Raw genomic sequence first — 17,765 nt, forward strand, 5'->3', positions numbered from 1 at the left:
CGGTCAGTCTATCATTGCCGCTAATACAAATTTTGAACTGCTTTTGATGTATGGCTGTCGCATCTTTATTTATGACCACCTTTAGCCTTGATTTACTGTGCCAAACTCTGCTCGGTTTACTAACTGGTTGCTAGACAATTGGATCTGCCGATAAAGTCTCTAAATAAAGCAGTTTTGACTTTTTTATCCCTGCCTTGTTAGTTAGAGTAACCTTGATAAAACTAGCAGTAGTTGCTCCTTTTTTTATCTGGTAGGCTTGCTCATCTTTTATTTAACAATATACAAGCCTTTGTCAAAGTTTTATCCTGATCAATGTCATCAACTTCTGAAGATCCATCAGCCAGTCCATTCGTTCCTATTGTCTTGGCTTGATGATGATTGTAGAGAATTCCTCCCAACACCATTGAGGTTATATATTCAAATTAGCACTTTGTTGTTTATATAGCTAATTCCCTTGATGTTCCTTTAAAATCCTTTGCATAGCTTGACATTTATTGACTTTATTCTGGCAAGTTTAAATATATTTAGTCATTTACCCAATTGATTTTTGGCATGATTGATAGTAATGCAACCGCAAAATATCGGTGTTTTTTTTATAACCAAGGATTAATGCCATATTTAGATGCTCATCAATGGCAGCGATCGCTTCTCCAAGAACGTATCAATAACCCCAGCCTAGATGACGTACTCATTTTGCTAGAACATCCCCCTGTTTACACTCTGGGTAAAGGAGCTAATTCAGAATTTATCAAATTTGATATTGACAAAAGTGAGTATGATGTGCATCGAGTTGAAAGGGGTGGTGAAGTAACTTATCATTGTCCTGGTCAACTGGTGGGTTATCCGATTTTAAATCTGCAACGTTATCGTCAAGACTTGCATTGGTATTTGCGTCAACTAGAGGAAGTGTTAATTCGCGTTTTGGCAAATTATGGATTGTCAGGCGATCGCATTCCCGGTTTTACTGGTGTATGGTTAGAAGGTTACAAAGTCGCAGCCATAGGCATTAAAGTCAGTCGTTGGGTGACTATGCACGGTTTTGCTTTAAATGTTTGTCCCGATCTAAAAGGCTTTGAGCGTATCGTCCCTTGTGGTATTGCTGATAAGGCTGTCGGCAGTTTAGCAGACTGGATTCCCGGTATCAAATGTCAAGAAGTACGTTTTTGTGTAGCCCACTACTTTTCTGAAGTATTTGGCGTAGAATTAGTCGAGTCTCAGTTTGAAAAATCTGCATATTCTTAATTTAAGGAGAAAAATTGCAGAAACTTGCTGAAAACTTTTTGAAAGCTTTATGATCTACGTCACATTTTAATCACAGTATTCAAAGTAAAATATGCACATTTGCCAGCAAATATACTCACTCCTTATATACATCAACTGAAATGTGCTTGTGAATTACTCCAATAATCTACAGGTAAGCCCTTCCTCATACACCACCCTCAGAGAACGGGACTGGGAAGCTTTGATATTATTGTTCGACAGAGACGACAGTGATGAAATTGAAGCCGAAATCAAAAGTAAATTAGTTTGGTTAGTACCAGAACCATGTTGGGAAGATAATCCCTTTGAGTTCCTGCGGGAGTTTCTATGAACTAACCACGCTTTTATTGCAAATAAGACTAGGTTTGCATTATTTACCCATTGCTGCCTTGAGAGCGACAACTTTGTTTCGCGTAGCTGCACGTAGCACCTGCTCCAGACTAGCTTACAAAAACAGTCCAAAAGCAGCACTATTTTTTTGATCCCTTAAAGACAACGCAAAAATTTAGGCTCTACGCTACTTGTTATGCTAAATCACCAGTCGATAAGAGGGAACAGGGGAAAAGAGGCAATATTTTGCAATAATGTTAAAAATTCTGCATCATTTCTTATAGGACTTACGCAAGTGTCACACTAAAAATCTGTTGTAGGGTGCGTCAGACTGCATAAATCTTGCAAATAAACAGATTGTTGATATCTGACGCACCTTACCAATGTGCCAGTTGCGTAAGTCCTGTCTTATACAAATTAATGTTTCTGGGATTTTTTGCCTAGATTTTGCATATTAGGTACTGAAGAACCAAAATTTATAACAAAATGTAAAAACCCTACTCATTTTTGAACAGGGTTAATAAAAATTTTTTTTGGCTAAAATTAACTGTATTGAGATTAGAAAACACTCATGATTGTAATGATCCCCGCACTGGTCAAAACGATTAAAAAGCCCATAACTATAGATTGATTCAAGCTATTTGGTAATTTTGTATTATTCATTATTTTGTTAAATCCTTGAATTATTAGAGCTTAGGTTAAGAATAACAGGATTAATATAAACATCTATGCAAAAACAAGTAAAAATTAAAATTGCTTAATTTATTTTAATATATATATAATTATATATATTGATATGGGCTTAGGCATAGCACCATGACTAACTTGTAAGGGTTTTCAGCCTTTTTTCTGAATAAATACCCAATTATCGGGAGGAATATGTGCCTTGATAGGCTAAAATTAAGTTTGGTCAAGGTAAAAAAATTTTTCTAGAAAACGATCATGACAGTTTCCACAGCTTTTGACTTAGATCAATTAAATCAACAATTTGAAACCGCCACTCCCAAAGAAATACTAGCGTGGTCTATTGAGAATATTCCCACGGGACTAGTCCAAACAAGCGCTTTTAATGTAGATGACTTGGTAATTACTCATATTCTGTATACTGAACTAAAGCATCCTGTTCCCGTCATTTTTCTCGATACCCTTTTCCACTTTCCCCAAACGCTAGAATTGGTTGCGAAAGCTAAAGAAATCTACAATCTAGATTTGCAAACTTATAAAACTCCAGATGTAAACAGCCGCGAAGCCTTTACAGCTAAATATGGTGAAGCGCTTTGGGACAAAGATATTGCCCAATTCCACCAAGTTACAAAAATTGAACCACTGTTACGGGGTTTGGACGATTTAAATACCGTCGCTTGGATTACAGGTCGCCGTCGTGACCAAGCCGTTACCCGTGCCAATATGCCTATATTTGAATTAGATAATTTGGGAAGATTGAAAGTAAATCCCATTGCAGCTTGGACACGGAAAGATAGTTGGGTTTATGTCGCTGAACATGGAGTAATTTACAATCCTCTTCATGACCAAGGTTATCCCAGTATTGGTGATGAACCTATTACCACCAAAGTAGCTGACGGTGAAGACGAACGCGCCGGACGTTGGAGAGGAAGTGAAAAAACTGAGTGTGGGATTCACATTTAGTTAGTTGTCAGAGTAGGGTGTGTTAGCGACAGCGTAACGCACCTGAATTTAGGTATTTTGTCAGAATCAGGATGTCCAAGATTTGAAGATTTACAGGATGTTGTTTAATTGCGGTTAGAAACTACTACAAATTCTGGTTCTTGCGTCTCTTTTATGGTGATTAAGGATTTTTTATAATAAAACCCTCACGAGACAAGAATTATAACCATATTTTCAATGAAATGCCCACGCAATAAGGCTTTCAATGGTTTTTAATCAGGTTTTCCATAAAAAGAACCGAAGAACCCAAATTCTAAAATCATTGCTATTTTGACTTTAATTTTTTTCGTTCAACTAGTCTGTCTTCGCTGTTTATTTGTAACAATTTAACTGTTGTTCTTCCTTCAGGAGTTAAACCAACTAAAACCACTTCTGAAAACATAAAATGTGATTTCCATTCCTGTTTACGTGGGTTGAATAGAAAGCTAAAATTGGCTGTTTCTGGATCAAATGAACCTAAGTCACTACCTTTATATCGGTTACAACGCCAACAAGTGAGTGCTAAATTATCAGCATTAGTTTCACCACCATGCTTTTCTGCAATAATATGGTCAATTTCATGGGGAAAAAATGCAACTTTTGCAGGTAGTAAACAATATTCACATTGATAGTTTGCACGTTCTTCTACTAATCTGCGAAGTGCTGCGGGAATATTAGGATATACTCACAGGTTATTACTTAAATAAGATAAATTACCAGCTTTAATCATGACAATTAAGTGTTCAATACGTTCATACTCATCCAGTTCTTTTAATTCTCTGGGTGTGAGTTTACCAGCTTTACTATGTGTTAGCAAAGTATGTAACCTATCTTGCATTTCCGGTGTAGGTTTAAATTCTGCTATTTGTTGAGGAGTGGGGTTACTAGCAAGAAAGTTTAGAATATATTGATAAATTTGTGTTGGTATAGGGGGTTGTTGAAGACTTAAAGCAAGTAGTTCGGGTAAGGCATCTATTCCTATTTGTGCTATTTGTTGGGATAATTCTTCTGATATTTCTAGGGTAATTTTGGGCATAGTGCATTTTTCTAAAATCTGTTATTTTATTATTGTCTGAATCAGGATATCCAGGATTTTAGGATTTACAGGATTAAATTACCCATAGAGAATATCTTTGTAACCTCTTACCTTCATGTCCTTCGCTTCTTCGTGGTTCCATAAAAAAGATAGAATATGTCTGAATCAGGATGTCCAGGATTTGAGGATTTTCAGAATGTGATTGGATTATTTATGATGGGAAGTTCGGATTTTTAGGATGTTGTTGAATGATTGGTTGTGAATAATTTAAACCATCTAAAAATTACCATCTTGTTAATCCTTTAATCCTGGATATCCTGATTCAGACTTAATAATTTTCTGTAATCTTTAAATGTTGCAATCTACAAGTCTCGATGCGAGAGAAGAGACAGACCACCACACGGAACGTCCTGGATACGCAGCCCCACGCACCATTCTATACACGATTTCAAAAGGGAGGTGGCCTTCTGGTGCTTTTATATCAAATGTTATTAAATCTCTGTATCTGTATCTTTAGTAGTACAACCAGTTCCCTCCTTTCCTCCATCCTACATTGTCCCCAAACTTATCCCAGATTTCTTCATTATATTCTATCGTTCCACCGAAACTTTGATAAATCCGTTTCTGTGCAGAAAACCCAAACTTACTATTGCTGTATTTTACCCATAATTGGTCAATGGTGCAGAGGTCTTCACAAGGAAAATTATCAATACTTTCAGCATCAAACCAACCTTCCTCTTCCCGTTCTCCCACACACAACATTAACTGCAATGTTTCTTTAAAAGCTTCAGCAATTTGTTTAATATAATCAATAGCAAGTTTTTCTAATAAAATGCCCTTGTCTTGGATTAAATGATATAAATTTTCACCCTTAACAAAATCCATGACTAAACATGGTAAATTGTCTTCTTCAAAAAAGTCTATTATTCTGACAATATTGGGATGATGATTTTGAGAGATTTTAGCTAATGTTATTCCTTCCTTGCGAAAACCTTCCACATATTTAGGATAATTAGCATCTTTACACAAACGACAATTAGGATTTTTAATAACAACCGGAAAATTCAAATCTTTATGTTTTGCTTTATAAGTAACACCAAAACCCCCAGTACCTATTTCTTCTTCTATTACATATTGGGGACGTTGTTTTAATGGCTTTCCTGGTTGTAACATAGAAAGATGTATGCTTAAATATCTCCGTAATTGTAACAAATCCAGGTAATTGAAAATCGCGGTTAGTTCTAAACTAATAACTAATGACAAATAACTATTTATGATAAAAATACTCCACCTTTCCGATATTCACATGGGAAGCGGTTTTTCCCACGGACGCATCAATCCAGTTACGGGATTAAATACACGATTAGAGGATTTTGTCAATACTTTGTCTTTATGTATTGACCAAGCCCTAGCTGATCCTGTAGATATGGTGATATTTGGCGGTGATGCTTTTCCTGATGCTACGCCACCGCCTTATGTACAAGAGGCTTTTGCTAGTCAATTTCGTCGTCTTGTTGATGCTGATATTCCGACGGTACTGTTGGTGGGTAATCATGATCAACATTCCCAAGGAGTGGGAGGTGCAAGTTTAAATATTTACCGGACTTTGGGTGTACCAGGGTTTGTGGTGGGTGATACATTGACTACTCACCAGATCCAAACTCGTAATGGAAAGGTGCAGGTAATTACTCTCCCTTGGTTAACTCGTTCTACTTTGATGACTCGTCAGGAAACTGCGGGGTTGTCTATGGCGGATGTTAATCAACTGTTAACAGAACGGTTACAAGTGGTTTTAGAAGGGGAAATTCGCAGACTTGACTCGGATGTACCAACGGTGCTTTTGGCACATTTGATGGCGGATAATGCAACTTTGGGGGCGGAACGTTTGTTGGCTGTGGGTAAGGGTTTTACTTTACCTCTATCTTTGCTGACGCGCCCTTGTTTTGATTATGTGGCTTTGGGACACGTTCATAAACACCAGAATTTAAATAAGTCTAATGACCCACCGGTGATTTATCCGGGAAGTATTGAAAGGGTGGATTTTAGTGAGGAGAAGGAAGATAAGGGTTATGTGATGCTGGAACTGGAACGAGGGAGGGTTGAGTGGTCCTTTTGCTCGTTACCGGTTCGTACTTTCCGTACTATTGAGGTAGATTTATCTAAGGCTGATGATCCGCAAGCGTTATTATTGAAAGCGATCGCAAAACATAATCTTGAAGATACCGTAGTTCGACTGATTTACAAATTGCGATCAGAACAGTTAGATTTGATCGACAACTCTTCTATACATAATGCTTTAAGTGTAACGCACACATACACAATTCAGCCAGAGTTAATTAGTCAGTTGGCGAAACCGCGTATTCCTGAATTAAGTGCAAGTAGCAGTATTGACCCGATGGAAGCGTTAAAAACTTATTTAAATAATCGGGAAGATTTAAAAGACCTTGCTACATCTATGTTAGAAGCAGCACAAACTTTATTACAAGATGATGAGGAAATTTTGTTAATATAACAAGAGTTAGGAGTTAAAATTCAGGATTATAACCCTTTTTTAGAGGGAGCTTTATGATTAATTGATGCATTAATAACCACCTTGTAAATTGGTATAAAAATTAGAAAATATATTACATCAACTTTTTTTTGGTGATAACTTGAAAGGAGTTCAGATGCTATACTCCTGGATTTTTCTGGATAAAACTATTTTTGCACAAACCCTATAACTGCCAACAGTATCTGGTGTGTGAGGGAAGAGGAAAAACCTTTATTCAGTGACTGGTACTCAAAACAAATATTGTGACAACTCCATTGTAAGACTGTGAACTAAATCATTCCCATGCCCATACACAAATAAATGTTTAGCCGTTCCGTAATACTTACCCAATCAGAATTGAAATCTGCCATTGTCCGTAATCCTCTGATAGTTAAACCGGAGACAACGGTAATGGATGCGATCGCCATACTGGCCGCAGGCATCGACCAAATGAGTGGTATGCAGTTGGTCTGTAATACTGTTAAAACAACGGCTGGGCAACTGGATGAACTCGATTTAGAGGCAAAATCAAGCTGCGTGCTGGTTATGGAAGATGGTAAATTGTTAGGCATTTTCACAGCAAGCGACGTAGTGCGTTTGATTTCTCAGCAGCGTTCCTTGGAGAATTTGGTTATTCAAGATGTGATGACCTATCCAGTTGTCACCCTATCCGAATCTGCTGTTAGCGATTTATTTTCGACAATTGATCTGTTGCAGCAGTATCACATTCGCCACATACCCATCCTGAATGAGCAAGATTGTGTGGTTGGGCTAGTGACAGATGAAAGTTTACGGCAAATATCTAATCGTATCTTAGAAGAAAAAGTATTGCGCTTAGAAGCAGAAAAAATACTGCTTTTAGAAACTCGTACAGTTGAATTAGAACAAGAAGTAGCAGATCAAAGCATTGCTCTCCAGACTAAAACAGAGCAAGAAAAATTGGTAGCAATTATTGCCACCCAAATTCGATCATCCCTGAATTTGCAAACAATACTGGATACGACAGTTGAACAGATCCGGCAATTGCTGAATTGCGATCGCGTCACTATTTGGCAATTAGAAGCCAATGGGAAAGTAATTACTGTAGCTGAGTCTACAAACTCCGGTCTGTCTCTGCGAGGAAAACAAATTCAAGACCAATGTTTTCAGCAACAGCTAATTGAGATGTATCGCCAAGGGAAGGTTCGCGTCGTACCTGATATCTACACAACTGAAATGTCAGACTGTCACCGCGATATGTTAATTCGCCTCCAGATTCGTGCCAAGATTTTGATGCCGCTGCTGTGTGGTGATGAATTGTGGGGCTTTCTCAACGTTACCGAAAGCCAGCACCCCCGTCAGTGGCAAGATTCAGAAATCGAACTATTGCAACTGTTAACAGTACAACTAGCGATCGCCCTTCAGCAAGCTACCACCCACCACAAATTACAGGAACAACTCAGAGAACGCCAACAAGCTGAATTAACATTGCAAAAACTGGTAGCAGGAACTGCTGCTGTTACAGGAGAGGACTTTTTTCCAGCCTTGGTGCAACATATTGCCGAAGCCTTAAATGTCAGCTATGCGATCGTTACCGAACTAGTGGGTGATCAACTTCATACCTTGGGTTTCTGGGCTAATGGATCTTTACAGCCATCAGTTTCCTACTATGCGGCTCATACACCGTGCGAATATGCCCTCAGAGATGGACAATTTTGCTGCAAAACTGGAGTACAAGAAGTCTTTGCTGATGATTTTGATTTGGTGACGATGCAGGCCGATAGTTATTTGGGCATATCCTTAAAAGACGATCTCGGCAATGCAATTGGCAACCTTTGCATTCTGGATGTGCAACCCTTTCAGGAATCTACCCACAGAGAAGCGATCGCCCTCCTCCAAGTATTTGCAGCACGGGCAGCAGCAGAATTGCAACGCAAAATAGCCAAGGATGACCTAATTCGCTTGAATCAAGACTTGGAAACAAGGGTAGAACAGCGGACTATCCAACTACAAGCACAAGAAGCCCAACTGCTCGACTTCCTCGACAATGCCACCGATTTAATCCAGAGTATTTCCTCCGCAGGTCGGATTTTATTTGTCAATAGGTCATGGAAAGAAACCTTGGGATACGATGATACCGATTTAGAGCAGTTGTCCATTTTCCAAATCATCCATCCCGATGAGCTTGCACACTGTCAAGCAGCAATGGCAACCCTATTTTCTGGTGCATCCTGTTTAAACATAGAAACCAGATTTTTGACCAAAGATGGTCGAGAAATCATTGTTGAAGGAAATGTCAATTGTCAGCTTCAAGATGGACAGCCGATTGCGACAAGAGGCATCTTTCGGGATATTACCGAACGCAAACAAGCCGAGAATGCCTTGCAAAATAGTGAACTTCGTTTCCGCCAGGTGTTTGATTCTAGTGTAGTTGGGATGATCTTTGCTGATTTTCAGGGACGGGTTATTGATACCAATGATCGTTTCTTACAGATGCTGGGCTACACCAGGGATGACTTCAATGCCGGGGCAATTAATTGGTTGGCAATTACTCCATCTGAATATATACCGACCGACTTTGCCGCCATGGATCACCTGATGAAACATGGCGAAATTGATCCTTGGGAAAAGGCATACTACCGTCAGGATGGTAGTCGAATTCCTGTTCTCATTGGCGCAGCGATCCTCCCGGAATCAAAGGATCAAACTATTTGTGTAATAGTGGATATTAGCAAACAAAAAGCTGCACTGCGGGAACGTCAAGAAGCTGAACTCTCTCTGCAACAGGAGGCAATGTACAAACAGTTGCTTTTAACTCTTAGCCAAGCAATTCGTGAATCCCTAGAAATTGAAGTCATTCTCAATACAGCTGTAAATGAGGCCAGATCATTACTGGTAGTAGATCGGGTAGCAATTTATCGCTTTCAACCCGATTGGAGTGGTGAATTTATTACTGAGGCTGTAGTTTCTGGTTGGGTCAAGCTTGCAGAATCTGGCGTTAAAAGGATTTGGGAAGATACTTATCTCCAAGAAACTCAAGGAGGTAGATTCCGAAACTACGAAACCTTAATAGTCCGTGATATTTATCAGGCTGGTTTACAGCCTTGTCATATTGAACTTTTGGAACAGTTCCAAGCCAGAGCTTATGTGATTACACCCATTTTCGTAGGTGAATCACTCTGGGGTCTGTTAGGTATGTACCAAAATGATCAGCCTTATTGGTGGACAACGGGGGAAATCGAATTATTACAACAAATTGCCAGCCAGTTGGCGATCGCTATTTACCAAGCAAATTTATATCAACAAGTCCAAGCAGAATTAATTATCCGCCAAAAAGCTGAACTAGCCATCTCGCATCAGTTACAGCAACAGCGCTCTCTAGGGGCAATAGCGCAAAAAATTCGAGAATCGTTAGATATCAAAGATATTTTAGCAACGGTGACTCAGGAGATCCAAAACTTGCTTAATTGCGATCGCGTGATCGTTTTTCGTCTCTTTGCTGACGGTAGAAGCCAAATTGTCGAAGAAGCAGTTTCTGGTGAGTTAGTGACCCTCAAAAACCGTCACTGGGATAATGAAGCCTGGTCTCAAGAAATTCTTGATTACTACTGGCAAGGGCAACCCCGGATTGTGGCCGATGTTATGCAAGATATCTGGACAGATTGCCTGGTGGAATATTCCACCGAAGGCCAAATCCAGTCGAAAATCGTCGCACCGATTTTGCAAGAGGCACAAGATGGAGAAAAGAATCGTTGGGTAGCCTCTGGGGAAAATAACAAACTTTGGGGCGTTTTGGTTGTTCATGCTTGCTCGGAAAAACGCATCTGGAAAGACTGTGAAGCCCAACTCCTTCAGCAAATTGCTAACCAGTTAGCGATCGCAATTCAGCAAGCAAATCTTTTTGAGCAATTACAGCAAGAACTCACAGAAAGGCAAAAAACAGAAATCAAGCTCACCCAAACCAATCAACAACTAGCCATTTCTAACGAAGAACTCGCCCGCGCTACCCGCCTCAAGGATGAATTTCTCGCCAACATGAGTCACGAACTACGTACCCCCTTGAACGCTATTTTAGGCATGGCTGAAGCTCTGCAAGAGCAAGTTTTTGGTGGCATTAACGAACGCCAAATCAAAGCATTAAAAACTGTTGAGAATAGTGGTAATCATCTACTGGACTTGATCAATGACATCCTGGATTTAGCCAAAATTGCAGCAGGACAGATCAATCTCGACTGTACTTCAATTTCTGTATCTCATCTGTGCCAATCCAGTTTGGCATTTATCAAACAGCAAGCACTTAAAAAGCGCATCAAGCTAGATATTAAACTGCCACAAAACCTACCTAATCTGTTCGTCGATGAACGACGGATTCGTCAGGTATTAATTAACCTGCTTAACAATGGGGTGAAATTTACGCCACAGGGAGGAAGCGTTACCTTAGAAATCATCCAACTTGACTCCAACATAGAGAACACTGATTTCCCCCCGCAGGACTTCCTGCGAATTACCGTAAGCGATACTGGCATTGGCATCTCCCCGGAGAATATCAATAAACTATTTCATCCCTTCGTCCAAATTGATAGCTCCTTAAATCGTCAGTATAACGGTACAGGCTTGGGACTAGCATTAGTGAAACAAATTGTCGAACTCCACGGTGGTCAGGTGGGACTAACCAGTGAACTTGGTGTAGGTAGTTGCTTTATGATTGATTTACCATGTAGTCCCTTTTCATCTGCAATCACCACAGATGATCAATCAGCCTCTACTTTAGAATTGGACTTCCTCACTGCTGAGGAAGCTGAAAGCCAAACCCCTTTGATTTTGTTAGCAGAAGATAATGAAGCCAACATTATTACATTTTGTAGCTATCTGGAAGCCAAAGGCTATCAAATTATCTTAGCCAGGGATGGTCATGAAGCTGTTAACCTTGCTAAAACTCACCAGCCTAATTTGATTTTAATGGATATCCAAATGCCGGGAATGGATGGACTAGAGGCTATGAAAATAATTCGCCTCGATCCTAAACTAAGGGATATACCGATTATTGCGCTCACGGCGCTGGCCATGACAGGCGATCGTGAACGATGTTTAGAAGCAGGGGCAAATGATTATTTGACTAAGCCAGTTATGCTCAAACAACTGGCTACCACGATTCAACAGCTTTTAAACCAAGATGAGTAAATCTTAAAAAGAAGTCAGGAGTCAGGAGTCAGGAGTCAGGAGTCAGGAGTCAGGAGTCAGAAGGAAGAAGGAAGAAGGAAGAAGGAAGAAGGAAGAAGGAAGAAGGAAGAAGGAAGAAGGAAGAAGAATATTTTTCTCTTCTGTTACCTGCTACGCACTGAACTTGCCGAAGTGTTCCCTGCTATATCAAACATTCTGTATCCTGAATCCTTACAATAAAACTTATTTAGGGCTTGCTCAATAGGGCTTGCTGAATAAACCAAAAACCTAGATATATCAAGAGTTTGAAGGTTAAAAAAGTGAATGAGGCGCAAGGAATAAGCGTTGAAACTGTTCATTTACCTATCACTTGAGCAGATTTAAGACTATTCTTCTAATTCTTCCTCCTGACTCCTGACTCCTGACTCCTGATGGTTATGCTATCGCTAACCCACCCTACAAATATACAAATAAATTTTTAGATATTTTTGTATTTGGTAGTCTATAAAGAACTCTAATCAAGGCAGGTATTAAAGGATGGTACGCTTAAAAATCTGGCAATGGATAATTATAGTTTCACCTATTGCGCTGATTATCTCATTCCTACTCATAGCCGCAGGAACGCAAATTCATACTTGGGGACTAAGTTGGATTTGGGGTGTATTTACTATTGTGTTTGTCGGTTGGCGTTGGTTGCTGGTACGCTGGACTAAACCGTCTGTTAATCAGATTGAAGCTGTCTTTGCAGAGATGCGGGAAGAATTAGCATCTAATACCACTAGTAATAATTCAGATGTGTCAACAACAAAAGACAATACCCAACAAGCAGAAGCAGAATTACAAAAAATTCTCACCGCAGCACAAAACGATTCTCTGATTTGGGAAGATTGGCAAAGCTTTTGGCAAAGATGTCAAGATTTAGTAGTTGCGATCGCACACATTTACAATCCTGAAGTAAAATATCCCCTACTGAATATCTACATCCCCCAAGTCTACGGTTTAATTCGCGGCACTGTAGATGATATGGATCAATGGATGCAAAAGTTATCCCCTGTTCTCAATCAAGTTACCGTCGGACAGGCTTACCAAGCATACCAAATCTACCGCAAGTTAGAACCATCAGCCCGTAAATTTTGGCAGGCTTGGAGTTGGGCCCAGTGGGTATTAAATCCAGTTGCAGCAGTCGCAAAACGTGCCAGTCAAGGTACAAGTAACCGCGCTTCTCAAGAATTACTGATAAATTTGAGCCAATTATTAAGAGAAGCAGCTTTGCGAAATTTATGCAAACAAGCGATCGCACTCTATGCCGGGACTACAATTGAATTATCTACCCCCACCCTATCCCCAGACAAAACCCAAACCCTGCGCGACATCCTCACCCAAGCAGAACCCCCAGAAATAGTCGCCCAAAAACCCGTTAATATTCTCCTCGTAGGACGCACAGGTGCAGGTAAAAGCAGTTTAATTAACACTCTCTTTCAAGCCGAACTTGCCGCAGTTGATGTATTACCCAGTACAGATAAAATTCAGAACTACCACTGGGAAACGGCAAGCGGTGAAATCCTCAACCTCTTGGATACTCCCGGTTATGAACAAGTAAAACGCGACGATTTGCGGGATGTAGTTCTTGATTATGCCAGTAATGCCGACTTACTATTATTAATCACCCCCGCACTTGATCCCGCCTTGCAGATGGATGTAGACTTTTTAGTAGAGATAAAAGCAGAAGTCGCAGATTTACCCATCATTACCATTGTTACCCAAGTAGATCGTTTGCGTCCTCTCCGTGAATGGCAACCCCCATACAATTGGGAAACCGGAGAAAAGCCAAAAGAAATTTCCATTCGAGAAGCCACAGAATATCGAAAACAACTATTAGGAAATTACGCTAATTTAGTTTTACCAATTGTTACCAGTGATATAAAAAGTGGTCGCATCGCTTGGGGAATAGAAGAATTATCTTGGGGATTAGTAGAAACCATATCTCCCGCAAAACAATTACGTCTCACCCGCTTTTTACGTAACCTAGAAACACGCACCCTAGCAGCAGCAAAAATCATCGACCATTATACCTTTCAAATGGCCACAACCCAAGGACTAACCACACTTTTAAAAAGTCCTGTTTTGCAATTTATTTCTACTCTTTCAACAGGTACTCCTACCCTTGCCTATCTCCTTGCACAACAAATTCCCGTCGAACAATTACCTATAGTTATTGGTAAATTGCAAATGGCTTATGAACTATTCCCCCTGTTAAATACAGATAATTCCAAATCACGTAATTTTGATTTACTATCCCTATGGCCATTGTTATTAGAAAATTCTACCACCCCAGATCGTAATGCCTGGGCATTTGGTCATGCTTTAATAGAGTATTGGACTCAGAATTTAACAATTGAACAACTGCGAGAAAGATTTGATTATTATCTTCAGTAGTTATGGAGACAAAAGAAGAACAGGAAAAAAGGGATATAAAGAAATGTGTTCGGAATAAAGATGTGCATTATAGCAATTCCCAAGTTCATGAAATACACCCCACCCGCGCTGTCGCGCACCCTCCCCTTACCAAGGCGAGGGTTTGTATCGTTCCCATACTCTGTATGGGAATGCCTGATCTAAGGCTCTGCCTTATTTAATTTTAATAAAGTCTACATATAAAAAACCACTCTCATCTGTATTCAGAGAGAGCAGTTTTAACTAATGCCGAAATTAATAATATTAGTCATCTTCTAACTCAAGTTGTGCCACCGTCACCGCATTAAATGCGAAAGCAAAAACTAACGGCATAGGACATTTTAAAACAAAGGTATAAATAATAGCTAAAATGCTAATTACCACAGCGGACATCGACCATATCATTTCTTGATTAGTGAGTCCATTCTCTTCTTTAATGACTCTCAAAACATGAACTGGAATTGGTTCTGGCATTACTCCTCCAGGAGGAAACGCCCAAAAATTATCACGACGTTCTATAAATAAATCTGTCCAGCCATTTTCCATGCACCATGCTTCAATCCATTGAATAGAGTAATGATTATTCATCATAGGGGGTAATACTTCCAGGTTTCAATTTGATTAGTGAGTGAATATAGATTTATCGACGATTCCTGACAAGCTAACAAATGCTTATAAGATTAACGCTAATTCCATAATCGTAAAATTGAGTTTAGCACTTGAGGCATATATATAAATCATGCTCACAGATTGCTTCCCTTAATTAGAACAATAACAGCATCAACCTACGGTTTCCAGCAAACGATAATAAACTTTACTATGTAAATGAATGTAAATAAATTAGCGAGTTGCTGCTAAATTCTTAAGTAATTCTAAAATCAGTAAATATATAACTTAACTATTATCTTGGTTTATAGATCTAGCATTACTAAAATCCTACTTATAGGCATAGGGAAAGGGTAATAGGGAATTACATTTCATCCTGGTTTCACTCTGCTGATCTCAAAAATACCGATTTTTGACAGCTTTTAGCTGTATTTACATTATTTTAATTATTGCCATAATTAAAAATTAAACCCTAGATTGACATCAGCCTAAAGTCAGAATTTAGCTGATATTTTGCTGAAAACTTAAGCAATTTATGACAAATCTTTCCACGAAAGCAGCAACCCAGCCCAACAGAATGCGGTAAGCTGAAATAAATTCAACACTTTTTTTTGGCTATTAAATATGTATTTGCGGCAAGGATTAGCATTATTTTTAGGAATTATGATCTGGTGTGTGACATTTCCAGCACTAGCAGTAAACTGGACTCACCCCCTATCATTTAGTAATGCAGAGTTAGGAAGACACGATTTTTCAGGACAAAGTTTACAAGCTGCGGAGTTTTCTAACGCTAATTTAGAAATGGCTAATTTTACAGGTGCTGACTTACGGGGAGCAGTGTTAAGTGCTTCAGTAATGACTCAAGCAAATTTACATGGAGCCGACTTAACAAATGCCATGATTGATCAGGTAAAATTAAACGGGGCTGATTTAAGTGATGCCATTTTATTAGAAGCTCTTTTACTACGTTCCATTTTTACAGATGTGAATATTGCCGGTGCAGATTTTACAGATGCAATTTTGGATAAAGCGCAAATAAAAGAGCTATGTCAAAAGGCCAGTGGTGTAAATTCCCAGACTGGTGTTGAAACTCGTGATTCTCTAGGATGCTGATGCAACGTGTTGGTATAATTGGTGGCGGACAACTTGCCTGGATGATGGGAGATGCAGCAAAGAAGCTAGGAATAGAATTATTTATACAAACTCCTAGCCAAGATGATCCCGCTGTATCTATTGCTCAAGAAGCTGTTTTTGCCGCAGTTGATGATGCCGCAGCTACGGAAATTTTAGCTGCAAAATGTGATGTGATCACCTTTGAGAATGAGTTTGTTGATTTAAATGCTTTGTCTTTATTAGAGAAACAAGGTGTTTGTTTCCGTCCCAGATTAGCAGCTTTATCTCCGCTATTAGATAAATATGAGCAACGTTGCTATTTACGGGATTTAGGTTTACCTGTTCCCCAGTTTTTCGCTTTAGAAAAGCCAGAAGATATTCAATCTAAAACAGAATATTTGAGTTTTCCCATTGTTCTCAAAGCTAGACGACATGGTTATGATGGTCAAGGGACTTTTATTATTCATGATTTAGCTGCTTTGTCAACAGTAGTAAGTCAAAATAATACACAGTTTTTAGTCGAAGAATTTGTTCCCTTTACCAGAGAATTAGCTATAATTGCGGCGCGTTCTGTGCATGGGGAAATTGTCACCTACCCAGTTGTAGAAACCCAACAAGAACAACAGGTTTGTCGTCGGGTGATTGCACCAGCGGATATTACAGCCGAACAAGAGGAAGAAATTCAAGCGATCGCACATACACTATTAAATAACCTCCAAGCTGTAGGCATCTTTGGTATTGAGCTATTTATCACCGCTAACGGTAAAATACTAGTAAATGAAATTGCCCCCCGTACCCATAACTCTGGGCATTTTTCCTTAGATGCTTGTGAAACTTCCCAATTTGAACAACACCTGAGAGCGGTTTGTGGTTTACCTTTGGTTGATCCAGCTTTACATTTTGCCAGTGCAGTTATGGTTAACTTGCTAGGGTATGAAAATTCACACAGCGATTATCAAAACCAACGCCAAAAACTAGCAAATATTCCCCAAGCTTACCTGCACTGGTATGGGAAAACTGCATCTCGTCCAGGACGTAAACTGGGACATATCACCGTTTTGCTAGAGCGGCAAAACCCAGATGCTATCAAGGCTATCATCAATACCATCGAATCTATCTGGTATCCCCAATAAAAATTTTTTCCAACTTTTGCATATTCAACACACAAACTGATTTTGAAAGTTATAATGAACTAGTTGCACTACGACGTTGGTGACTGCCCCCAAGTTTTTTGATCTATGTCTTTAAAGAAAAGGGAGCAAAAGAGTTCTTGTGGCAGTATACCGGGCTTGTACCCGGAAACTTTAAACGAGAAACAGCCGTTCCCCCCTGGTTTAACCAGGTCATAAACTTAGGTAAGACGGCGTTGCGGTGAACTCAAAAATATTAGCTCCCAAGTTGCAACAACCTGGGAGTTTTAATTATTTTAAAACCTTGTCTTAGCTAGATTTGATGATGCGATTTCTAGAAATATTACGGGGAAAGCCTGTAAATATTTTAACTATTTTAGCAATTCAGGACTCAGCACTACTGAAAACAGTCTATTTATCCATTTAGGACTGACGCATTGACAGAATTTACCAAAAATGGTTTATGCGTAGTCTTGTAGGGTGCGTCGTCAGACTCAATAAT

The 17,765-nt window shown here is 39.4% G+C and carries 13 protein-coding genes and 1 other RNA gene; 9 read left to right on the plus strand and 5 right to left on the minus strand.

Going from position 1 to position 17,765, the window contains the following annotated elements:
• Nucleotides 1-260: 260 nt before the first annotated feature.
• A complete protein-coding gene (locus AC012T_RS02545; RefSeq protein WP_487062799.1) occupies nucleotides 261-404 on the minus strand; it encodes a hypothetical protein in 144 nt (47 codons plus the stop codon).
• A gap of 148 nt (nucleotides 405-552) precedes the next feature.
• Between AC012T_RS02545 and lipB the strand changes: the two genes are divergently transcribed.
• From lipB to cysH, 3 genes are all read left to right on the plus strand, one after another.
• Nucleotides 553-1,242: a lipoyl(octanoyl) transferase LipB gene (gene lipB / locus AC012T_RS02550; RefSeq protein ID WP_487062801.1), complete on the plus strand. Its 690-nt coding sequence runs from the start codon at nucleotides 553-555 to the stop codon at nucleotides 1,240-1,242.
• 148 nt (nucleotides 1,243-1,390) lie between these two features.
• Nucleotides 1,391-1,591 (plus strand): hypothetical protein, encoded by a 201-nt coding sequence (locus AC012T_RS02555; RefSeq protein ID WP_323313788.1) that lies wholly within the window; start codon nucleotides 1,391-1,393, stop codon nucleotides 1,589-1,591.
• Between the two features lie 941 nt (nucleotides 1,592-2,532).
• On the plus strand, nucleotides 2,533-3,237 hold the full coding sequence (gene cysH, locus AC012T_RS02560; RefSeq protein ID WP_487062803.1) for a phosphoadenosine phosphosulfate reductase: 705 nt from the start codon (nucleotides 2,533-2,535) through the stop codon (nucleotides 3,235-3,237).
• A 304-nt stretch (nucleotides 3,238-3,541) separates the two neighbouring features.
• On the opposite strand, the gene AC012T_RS02565 is transcribed toward cysH, so the two are convergent.
• The 3 genes from AC012T_RS02565 to AC012T_RS02575 form a co-directional block, all read right to left on the minus strand.
• Entirely contained in the window at nucleotides 3,542-3,928 is a 387-nt protein-coding gene (locus AC012T_RS02565) for an HNH endonuclease (protein WP_487066416.1), read from the minus strand.
• A 12-nt stretch (nucleotides 3,929-3,940) separates the two neighbouring features.
• Nucleotides 3,941-4,291: a hypothetical protein gene (locus AC012T_RS02570; protein WP_487062805.1), complete on the minus strand. Its 351-nt coding sequence runs from the start codon at nucleotides 4,289-4,291 to the stop codon at nucleotides 3,941-3,943.
• Between the two features lie 513 nt (nucleotides 4,292-4,804).
• On the minus strand, nucleotides 4,805-5,464 hold the full coding sequence (locus AC012T_RS02575; RefSeq protein ID WP_487062807.1) for a GUN4 domain-containing protein: 660 nt from the start codon (nucleotides 5,462-5,464) through the stop codon (nucleotides 4,805-4,807).
• 100 nt (nucleotides 5,465-5,564) lie between these two features.
• On the opposite strand from AC012T_RS02575, the gene sbcD reads away from it, so the two are divergent.
• From sbcD to AC012T_RS02590, 3 genes are all read left to right on the plus strand, one after another.
• Nucleotides 5,565-6,803 carry an exonuclease subunit SbcD gene (gene sbcD / locus AC012T_RS02580; RefSeq protein ID WP_487062809.1) on the plus strand — a complete coding sequence of 413 codons (1,239 nt, stop codon included), beginning with the start codon at nucleotides 5,565-5,567 and terminating at the stop codon, nucleotides 6,801-6,803.
• Nucleotides 6,804-7,142: 339 nt separating this feature from the next.
• Nucleotides 7,143-11,981: a GAF domain-containing protein gene (locus AC012T_RS02585; protein ID WP_487062811.1), complete on the plus strand. Its 4,839-nt coding sequence runs from the start codon at nucleotides 7,143-7,145 to the stop codon at nucleotides 11,979-11,981.
• A gap of 516 nt (nucleotides 11,982-12,497) precedes the next feature.
• Nucleotides 12,498-14,396: a GTPase family protein gene (locus tag AC012T_RS02590; RefSeq protein ID WP_487062813.1), complete on the plus strand. Its 1,899-nt coding sequence runs from the start codon at nucleotides 12,498-12,500 to the stop codon at nucleotides 14,394-14,396.
• 282 nt (nucleotides 14,397-14,678) lie between these two features.
• Here the strand turns inward: AC012T_RS02590 and AC012T_RS02595 are convergent, their stop codons facing one another.
• Entirely contained in the window at nucleotides 14,679-15,002 is a 324-nt protein-coding gene (locus AC012T_RS02595; protein WP_042465358.1) for a slr1957 family protein, read from the minus strand.
• Nucleotides 15,003-15,644: 642 nt separating this feature from the next.
• On the opposite strand from AC012T_RS02595, the gene AC012T_RS02600 reads away from it, so the two are divergent.
• From AC012T_RS02600 to ssrS, 3 genes are all read left to right on the plus strand, one after another.
• Complete coding sequence (locus AC012T_RS02600) at nucleotides 15,645-16,133, plus strand: pentapeptide repeat-containing protein (RefSeq protein ID WP_487062815.1); 489 nt, start codon at nucleotides 15,645-15,647, stop codon at nucleotides 16,131-16,133.
• Entirely contained in the window at nucleotides 16,133-17,266 is a 1,134-nt protein-coding gene (locus tag AC012T_RS02605; protein ID WP_487066418.1) for a 5-(carboxyamino)imidazole ribonucleotide synthase, read from the plus strand. The genes AC012T_RS02600 and AC012T_RS02605 overlap by 1 nt, the downstream gene beginning before the upstream one ends.
• 62 nt (nucleotides 17,267-17,328) lie before the next feature.
• A non-coding RNA gene (gene ssrS, locus AC012T_RS02610) (6S RNA) lies at nucleotides 17,329-17,512 on the plus strand.
• The last annotated feature ends 253 nt before the right edge of the window (nucleotides 17,513-17,765 follow it).

The organism is Anabaena sp. EIM26 (assembly GCF_057568715.1).

Coding starts and splice junctions, on each gene's coding strand:
- AC012T_RS02545 (WP_487062799.1), bottom strand. CDS start 404: ATGGTGTTGGGAGGAATTCTCTACAATCATCATCAAGCCAAGACAATA.
- lipB (WP_487062801.1), top strand. CDS start 553: ATGATTGATAGTAATGCAACCGCAAAATATCGGTGTTTTTTTTATAAC.
- cysH (WP_487062803.1), top strand. CDS start 2,533: ATGACAGTTTCCACAGCTTTTGACTTAGATCAATTAAATCAACAATTT.
- AC012T_RS02570 (WP_487062805.1), bottom strand. CDS start 4,291: ATGCCCAAAATTACCCTAGAAATATCAGAAGAATTATCCCAACAAATA.
- AC012T_RS02575 (WP_487062807.1), bottom strand. CDS start 5,464: ATGTTACAACCAGGAAAGCCATTAAAACAACGTCCCCAATATGTAATA.
- sbcD (WP_487062809.1), top strand. CDS start 5,565: ATGATAAAAATACTCCACCTTTCCGATATTCACATGGGAAGCGGTTTT.
- AC012T_RS02585 (WP_487062811.1), top strand. CDS start 7,143: ATGTTTAGCCGTTCCGTAATACTTACCCAATCAGAATTGAAATCTGCC.
- AC012T_RS02590 (WP_487062813.1), top strand. CDS start 12,498: ATGGTACGCTTAAAAATCTGGCAATGGATAATTATAGTTTCACCTATT.
- AC012T_RS02595 (WP_042465358.1), bottom strand. CDS start 15,002: ATGAATAATCATTACTCTATTCAATGGATTGAAGCATGGTGCATGGAA.
- AC012T_RS02600 (WP_487062815.1), top strand. CDS start 15,645: ATGTATTTGCGGCAAGGATTAGCATTATTTTTAGGAATTATGATCTGG.
- AC012T_RS02605 (WP_487066418.1), top strand. CDS start 16,133: ATGCAACGTGTTGGTATAATTGGTGGCGGACAACTTGCCTGGATGATG.